We start from the raw sequence: 5,153 nt of genomic DNA, 5'->3' as shown, positions 1-5,153 counted from the left end.
CAAGTCCAGCGGCCAGGCCGACTGGGACCAGGCCGTGCTCGACGCAATCGACCGCGCTGGCGTCGTGCCGCGCGACACCGACAGCCGGGTCCCACCGGTGATCGACATTCCCTGGACCGCCTCCGAGCGGTGAACATCATCCCCACCATGCCTGATACCCCGATTTCCGTGGTCCACAACGAACCCGCCGCACGCTTCGAGGCCATGGTGGACGGCCAGCTCTGCGTGGCCGCCTACCGGCGCAGCCCCGGCGTGGTGGACCTGAACCACACCGGTGTGCCGCGGGCGCTCGAAGGCCGGGGCATCGCCGCAGCGCTGGTGCAGCAAGCGCTGGCCTGGGCGGAAACCGAAGGGCTGGCGGTCCGGCCATCGTGCTCCTACGTGCGGGTCTACCTGCGCCGGCACCCCGAGCTGTCCGTGCGCCAGGCCGACTGAGCCTCAGGCACGCAGGTCGATCACCTTGACCCGCAGCTTGCGTTCCTTCTCGCCGCGGCGCACGGTCAGCTCCACCACCGTGTCGATGCCGGAGCGCTCCAGCTCGCCGACGAAGGTCGACAGCGTCTGCACCGGCTTGCCGTTGACGCCCACGATCACATCGCCCAGGTCACCGGTGTCCGGGTTGTAGGGCACCAGCCCGGCCGTGGCTGCAGGCGTTCCCCGCCCCACCGCCCCCAGCACCACGCCCGAAATACCTGCCCGCGCCACCTGGTCCGGCGAGATCGGCGTGACGCCGATGCCCGGCAGCGGTGCGTGGCCACGGTTGATCAGCGACGGCACCACCCGGTTCACCAGATCCACCGGGATCGCGAAACCGATCCCCGACGAGCTGCCGCTGCTAGAGCGGATCGCCGAATTCACGCCGATCAGCCGCCCCGCGCTGTCCAGCAGCGGGCCACCCGAGTTGCCGGGATTGATGGCAGCATCGGTCTGGATCACGCCCGCCACCTCGCGGAAGTTCGCGGTCGGCAGCTCCCGGTCCAGTGCGCTGACCAGGCCCTTGGTCAGCGTGCGCTGGAGCCCGAAAGGATTGCCGATGGCATAGACCGTCTGGCCGATGCGCAGGTCGCGCGACGTGCCGACCGGCACCGGACGCAGGTTCTTCGGCACCGTCTTCAGCCGCAGCACGACCAGGTCGTATTCAGGCGCACCGCCGACCGGTTCGGCCTCGATCGGCTTGCCGGCATCCAGCCGGACAAACACCTTGCGTGCGTCCTTCACCACGTGGAAATTGGTCACCACATGCCCGGCGTTGTCCCAGACAAAGCCCGAACCCGCCCCCTGGCTGACCTCCGCCCCACCGAAGGTGCCGCGCTGCACGGTTTCCGTCGTGATGTAGGCCACCGAGGGCGCCGATTGCTCGAACAGCGTCACCACAGCCTGCTCATCCGCCAGCAGCGTGCCCCGGGCAGCCACCGGTCGCGGCGCCGCGCCCTCCTCGCGCCCACACGCCGTCAGCGGGCAGGCCAGCGCCAGCAACAGGCACCCGCCGAGCATTTTCCTGCGGCCGTTGTTCGCATTTTTCGCGTTGTTCGTCATGGTGAGTTCCATCACTGGCAGATTCCTTGCATTTTGTCACCGCCGGGCGGTACCCGTCGGTGACAGGCGGGCATCGGCCACGCGGGTATCCTTGCACCATGAGCACGCCCAATTTCCATCCAGTCCGACTCCGGACACCTGGCCCCGCCTGATGCGCAACGGCATCCTGCAAGCATCGCTGGCCTATGTGATCTGGGGACTGTTTCCGCTGTATTTCAGGCTCCTGCACAGCGTCGCCGCACTCGAAGTGCTGGCACACCGCGTGGTCTGGTCGCTGCTGTTCCTGCTCGGCGTTCTCACCGCACAGCGGCACTGGGGCTGGCTCGGCCCCGCACTGCGCAACCGGCGGGTGATCGGGCTGTTCCTGGCCTCATCCGCACTGATCGGCACCAACTGGTACGTCTACATCTGGGCCATCGGCCACGACCGGGTGGTCGACGCCAGCCTGGGCTACTTCATCACACCGCTCGCCAATGTGCTCACCGGCTGGCTGGTGCTGAAAGAGCGGCTGCGGCCGGCCCAGTGGGGCGCCGTGGCCACCGCCGCCGCCGGTGTCGCCTGGCTGACCTGGGCGCAAGGCACGCCACCGTGGATCGCGCTGATCCTGGCGGCCAGCTTCTCGTCCTACGGCCTGCTGCGCAAGACTGCCACGCTCGGCGCGCTCGAAGGGCTGACGCTGGAGACGCTGCTGCTCGGCCCGCTCGCGCTGGCCGGCCTCGGCTGGGCAGTGGCCCGCGGCCAGTCGGTCTTTCCGGGCGCACCCCACGATCTGCAACTGCTGCTGATGGCCGCCGGGCCGCTCACCGCCGTGCCGCTGCTGCTGTTCGCGGGCGGTGCGCGGCGCATTCCGCTGAGCCTGCTGGGCATGCTGCAGTACATCGGGCCGACCATCCAGCTCGCGCTCGGCGTCTGGCTGTTCCATGAACCCTTTGCCGGTGCACGGGCGCAGGGATTTGTCATCATCTGGGTGGCCTGCGCACTGTTCAGCGCCGAACTGTGGTGGCGCAGCCGACAGTTTTCGACGACATGACGACCATGCACCGTCCACTGAAACAACACACGGGCGCCGCGCTGCTGCGCGTGCGCTCCGCCCTGATCTCGCTGAAGGAAATGCTGATCACCGGCGGGCCGGTGCTGCTGCTGGCGATCGGACTGGTGTGGATGGCCTACGTCATGCTCAATCCCAATCCGCCACGCCGCATGGTGCTGGCCACGGGGACCGCGCAGGGTGCCTACGCCGAGTTCGGCACACGCTACCAGCAGGCGCTGGAAAAGTACGGCATCGAAGTGGTGCTCAAACCGACGCAGGGCTCGCTGGAGAACCTGCAGCTGCTCAAGAGCGGCGAGGTGGATGCCGCCTTCGTGCAGGGCGGCTCCGACGAGGTCCGGCTCGGCGACGAGGCACCGGACGACACCTTGCTGAGCCTGGGCAGCCTGTTCCGCGAGCCGGTCTGGGTGTTCTACCGCGACGACACCGCCAAGGCGAGGCTCGGCCGCGAGACACTCGACAGCCTGTCGCAGATGGCCGGCTGGCGCCTGAATGTCGGCCAGGACGGCAGCGGCGTGACCAACCTGATGCGCCGCCTGCTGGATGCCAACGGGCTGGACACCACGTCCATGCCGCTGACCCGGCTGGCGACCACACCGGCAGTCGTCGCGCTGCTGGCCGGCGAGATCGACGCGATGGCGATGGTCTCGGCACCCGAATCGCCGATCGTGCGGATGCTGCTGATCACACCCGGCATCCGGTTGCTCGATTTCGCGCAGGCCGAGGCATACGCACGGCGCGTGCCGCAGGTGTCGCCGGTCGGGCTGCCGCGCGGCGTGGTCGATCTGGCCAAGGACCTGCCGACGCAGGATGTGCGGCTGGTGGCGGCCACCGCGATGCTCGTCGTGCGCGACGACACGCATCCGGCGCTGCAGCAGCTGCTGGTGCAGGCCGCGCGCAAGATCCACGGCGAGCCGAACTGGTTCCAGTCCAAGGGCGAGTTCCCCAAGGGCATTGGCGGCGACTACCCGCTGGCACCCGAAGCACAGCGTTTCTACGCCACCGGCGAGCCGATGCTGCAGCGCCACGTGAGCTTCTGGATGGCGAATCTGGTGGACCGGATGTGGGTCGTGCTGGTGTCGATCATCGCGGTGCTGATCCCGCTGTCGCGGGTGGTGCCGCCGCTCTACAACTTCCGCATCCGCTCGCGCATCTTCCGCTGGTACGGCAGCCTGCGCGAGATCGAGCAGCACATCACCGATGGCACGCGCAGCGCCACGCTGCTCACCGGCGACCTGGACCGCATCGAGGAACATGTCGAGCGCCTGCCGGTGCCGCTGTCCTATGCCGACGAGCTGTATTCGCTGCGCAGCCACATCACGCTGGTGCGCCAGCGGCTCGCCGGGATGTCCGATGTGCCTGTGACTTCTTCGACCTGAATCCCACACCGCCATGACGCACGCCCCGACCTCCCCCGTTCCCGAGCGCCTGGCGCTGCTGCGCGCACGCCTGCACCAGCACGCGCTGGCTGCCGTGCTGGTGCCGTCCGCCGATCCGCACCTGTCCGAGTACCTGCCCGAGCGCTGGCAGGGCCGCGTGCGCTTCTCGGGCTTCACCGGCTCGATGGGCACGCTGGTGGTGACGCCCACCCGCGCTGCCGTCTTCGCCGACAGCCGCTACTGGACGCAGGCCGAGGCCGAGCTGGCCGGCACCACGGTCGAGCTGGTGAAGATCCCCACCGGCGCGGCCACGCACCACCTCGACTGGATCGCGCAGACGCTCGCCGCGGGCGACGTGCTGGCGGTGGATGCCGCCGTGCTGGGACTCGCGGCGGCCAAGCAGCTGGGCGATGCATTGGCGGCCCGCGGCATCGTGCTGCGCACGGACATCGACGTGCTGGACGAGGCCTGGCCCGGCCGCCCCGGCCTGCCTGCAGCGCCGGTCCACGAACACCGCCCGCCCCACGCCGCCGTGTCGCGCGCCGAGAAACTCGCCGCAGTGCGGGCGGGGATGTCGCGGGCCGGTGCGGACCACCACCTCGTCTCCACCGTGGACGACGTTGCGTGGATCACCAACCTGCGCGGCACGGACGTGGACTACAACCCCGTCTTTCTCGCCCACCTGCTGATCGGCAAGCAGTCGGCCACGCTGTTTGTCGGCGCTGGCAAGGTGGACGCGGCGCTGCAGGTGCGGCTGGCGGCGGACGGCATCGTGCTGGCCGATTACGCCAGTGCAGCCCCGGCGCTCGCGCGGCTGCCTGCCGGCACCACGCTGCTGGTCGATCCGAAGCGCATCACGCTGGGGCTGCGCCAGGCGGTGCCGGCGAACGTGCGCGTCGTCGAGGCGATCAACCCGAGCACGCTCGCCAAGAGCCGCAAGACCGCTGCCGAAGCTGTCTTCGTGCGCGAGGCGATGGAGATGGACGGCGCTGCGATGTGCGCGTTCTACGCATGGTTCGAGTCGGCGCTGGGCCATGAAGCCATCAGCGAGCTGACCATCGATGAGCGCCTGAGCGCGGAGCGGGCACGCCAGCCGGGCTTCGTGTCGCTGAGCTTCCCGACCATCGCCGGCTTCAACGCCAACGGCGCGATGCCGCACTACCGCGCCACGCCCGAGTCATTCGCGTGGA

At 69.3% G+C, this 5,153-nt stretch carries 6 protein-coding genes; 5 read left to right on the top strand and 1 reads right to left on the bottom strand.

What is annotated here, in order from left to right; genetic code table 11:
- Positions 1–133: TonB C-terminal domain-containing protein (locus AB3X43_RS17765; RefSeq protein WP_369431199.1), on the top strand; the 133-nt coding region annotated here is incomplete at its 5' end.
- A 14-nt stretch (positions 134–147) separates the two neighbouring features.
- Entirely contained in the window at positions 148–435 is a 288-nt protein-coding gene (locus tag AB3X43_RS17760; RefSeq protein ID WP_369431198.1) for a GNAT family N-acetyltransferase, read from the top strand.
- 3 nt (positions 436–438) lie between these two features.
- On the opposite strand, the gene AB3X43_RS17755 is transcribed toward AB3X43_RS17760, so the two are convergent.
- Complete coding sequence (locus tag AB3X43_RS17755; RefSeq protein ID WP_369431197.1) at positions 439–1,548, bottom strand: S1C family serine protease; 1,110 nt, start codon at positions 1,546–1,548, stop codon at positions 439–441.
- A gap of 139 nt (positions 1,549–1,687) precedes the next feature.
- Between AB3X43_RS17755 and rarD the strand changes: the two genes are divergently transcribed.
- From rarD to AB3X43_RS17740, 3 genes are all read left to right on the top strand, one after another.
- Positions 1,688–2,566, top strand: a complete 879-nt coding sequence (rarD, locus tag AB3X43_RS17750; protein ID WP_369431196.1) for an EamA family transporter RarD — start codon at positions 1,688–1,690, stop codon at positions 2,564–2,566.
- Positions 2,563–3,963, top strand: a complete 1,401-nt coding sequence (locus AB3X43_RS17745; protein ID WP_369431195.1) for a TAXI family TRAP transporter solute-binding subunit — start codon at positions 2,563–2,565, stop codon at positions 3,961–3,963. Before rarD ends, AB3X43_RS17745 begins: the two co-directional genes overlap by 4 nt.
- A 13-nt stretch (positions 3,964–3,976) precedes the next feature.
- A partial coding sequence (locus AB3X43_RS17740; RefSeq protein ID WP_369431194.1) for an aminopeptidase P family N-terminal domain-containing protein occupies positions 3,977–5,153 on the top strand: 1,177 nt, incomplete at its 3' end.

The sequence above is a fragment of the Sphaerotilus sp. genome (genome assembly GCF_041083715.1).
Classification (GTDB): Bacteria; Pseudomonadota; Gammaproteobacteria; order Burkholderiales; family Burkholderiaceae_C; genus Sphaerotilus.
This window is presented reverse-complemented; position numbering and strand designations above follow the sequence as displayed.